Genomic DNA, 2180 nt, shown 5'->3' with positions numbered 1-2180 from the left:
CCCTGTAGGAGCGACGCAAGTCGCGACCGCGAATCCGCGACTGGCGGCGCAAGCTTGAGGCCCTGCAGTCGCGGCTTGCGCCGCTCCTACAGTCGGATACGTACCCGCCGAAACGCCTGCAGGAACAACGCCCGCGCGATCACTCGCCGCTCCCGGGCTCCCAGACCATGTACACATCTGCGCGCTGATAGTGCGAACCCGGCCGCGGCGCGGGGCGATGGCGGAAGCCGACGCTCTCGTACAGCTTCAATGCCGGCGCGAGCTTGGTGCTCGATTCCAGGAACAATTCGCGTCCGCCCATCTGCCCGAAGGCCGCGATGGCGCCCTGCATCAGCCGCCGGCCGATGCCGCCGCCGCGCAGTTCCGGGGCCACCGCCATCTTGGTCAGTTCGACGCTGCCGTCCTGGTACGGCAGCAGCGCGACCGTGCCCAGGGCGCGGTCGTCGGCGTCGATCGCGAACAGGATGCGGCCGCCGCCGGCGAGCAGATGGGTTTGCGGGTCGCCGAGCACTTCGCGGTCGATCGGCTCGACCACGAACCAGCGCTCCAGCCATTCGATGTTGAGGCGGGCGAAATCCTCGCGCCAGCGCGGGTGGTAGTCGACGATGCGGATGCTGTCGGCGGCAATCGCAGGAAGTATCGGAGCGCTCATGCCGCGATGATAGCCGCGCCGCCGCGCCTCGCGCTTCGGCCAAAGACCCAGGCCGCGGCGAGCGCGAACCGCGGCCGATGACGCCGCAGAGCGGCTCAGCCCTTGCCCTGCCCTTTGCCGCCCTGCGCGGGCGGATGCTTGCCGCCCTGCGCCTTGGCCGGCGCGGCCTTGCCGGCCGCCTTCCCCGGCTTGCCCTTGTCGCCGGCCTTGGCGTCCCTGGCCTTCGCCGGCGCCGGCGTTTCCACGTCGCGGAACGGGCGGTTGGGGTAATCGCGGCGCAACTCGCTGTCGATCAGGATCGGCCGGCCCCAACGGTCGTAAGTCGGCACGAAGCCGCGCTTGAGCTTGTGGAAATCGGCCGAGCCGGGCTTGATCCCGAGCCGCTGCGCGACCGCGCCCCAGCCTTCGGCGTGGTCGCGATCCCACTCGTCGACGACGTAGCGGCACGGCCGGCCCAGCACCTGGGCGATGGCGCAGGCGTAGTAGACATCGCCCGGCGTCCAGCGGCGGCGGTCGAGCAGTTCGCCGACCAGTTCGCGCGGCGCGCCGTAGTAACGCACCATCTCATCCACGAACGGCTCGCGATAGCGCGCGCCGTAGCGGTTGATGTCGCCCAGCCACACGTCCACCCAGCCATCGCCGCTGCGCGGCTGCCAGCCTTGCGCAAGATCCTGCGCGTGCAGCGGCGTGCCCAGCAGCGCCGCCAGCGAGGCGGTCAGGGCGAAGAATTTTCGTTTCAGCGGATGCGGCATTGGCGGGTTCCTCGCGTCGTCGTCGCGTCGGCACGGTCGCTGGATGCGGATGCCGGGTCCGGGCGTTTCGCCCGGCCACCCGGGCTAGATCGGGCTGGCTCGGCGCGGATCAACGCGCGCCGCGGCGCCAGTTCAGCGCGCAGCCACGGCGCGTTAGCGATCCAGTCAGCGACGCGCCGATCATGCGCTGCGCTCAGCGCGAAATCGTGAACTTGCCGAAGGCCACGCCCAGACCCCAGCCCTGGCCGGTGCCGGCCAGCGCCAGCGAGACCTCGCCCTTGGTCATCACCTGCGCCTTGCTCGAACGCGCCGCGCCGGCGTGGGCCTCGGCCGAGGCGTAGCTGCCGAGCACGTCGGCGATGCGGTGCACGCCGGCGAACTCGCCGGCGCCGTGGTCGATGCGCGACTTGCCGACGGTGAGCCCGCCGCCCTTGGCGCGGATCTTCACCCCGAAGCTCTGGCCGTTGCTGCAGCTGACCGTGCCCGAGCCGGACGAAGTCTTGTAGAACACCGACCAGCCCGACATCGAGAAGCGCAGCTTGCACGTCAGCGTGCCGCCGGCCGCGGCGGTGCCCGGCAGCGCGAACGCGGCCAGCAACGCAGCGGCGAGCGCGGCGCGACGCGCGCGGCGGAAACGCGACGGGCCGGAGCCTGCAGCGCGGACGGAAGCATGGGACATGGCGGGCCTCGTGCGGACGGAGCGCGGACGCCGGCGGCGGCCGCGGGGAAGGCAGGCTATCACCCCGCGCTTGCGCCTGCCGCCGCCGCCGCGCGCC

General features: G+C 72.0%; 3 protein-coding genes. All 3 read right to left on the bottom strand.

Annotated elements, in window-relative coordinates:
- Window positions 1–139: 139 nt before the first annotated feature.
- Complete coding sequence (locus tag A7A76_RS13480; protein ID WP_206411664.1) at window positions 140–652, bottom strand: GNAT family N-acetyltransferase; 513 nt, start codon at window positions 650–652, stop codon at window positions 140–142.
- Between the two features lie 95 nt (window positions 653–747).
- On the bottom strand, window positions 748–1404 hold the full coding sequence (locus A7A76_RS13475; RefSeq protein ID WP_206411663.1) for a hypothetical protein: 657 nt from the start codon (window positions 1402–1404) through the stop codon (window positions 748–750).
- A 193-nt stretch (window positions 1405–1597) separates the two neighbouring features.
- Window positions 1598–2083 carry a hypothetical protein gene (locus A7A76_RS13470; protein ID WP_241200933.1) on the bottom strand — a complete coding sequence of 162 codons (486 nt, stop codon included), beginning with the start codon at window positions 2081–2083 and terminating at the stop codon, window positions 1598–1600.
- Between the last annotated feature and the right edge of the window lie 97 nt (window positions 2084–2180).

It is taken from the genome of Lysobacter enzymogenes (assembly GCF_017168095.1).
Taxonomy (GTDB): Bacteria; Pseudomonadota; Gammaproteobacteria; order Xanthomonadales; family Xanthomonadaceae; genus Lysobacter; species Lysobacter enzymogenes_D.
Note: the sequence above shows the minus strand (reverse complement) of the source record. Positions and strands in the feature narration are given on the sequence as shown.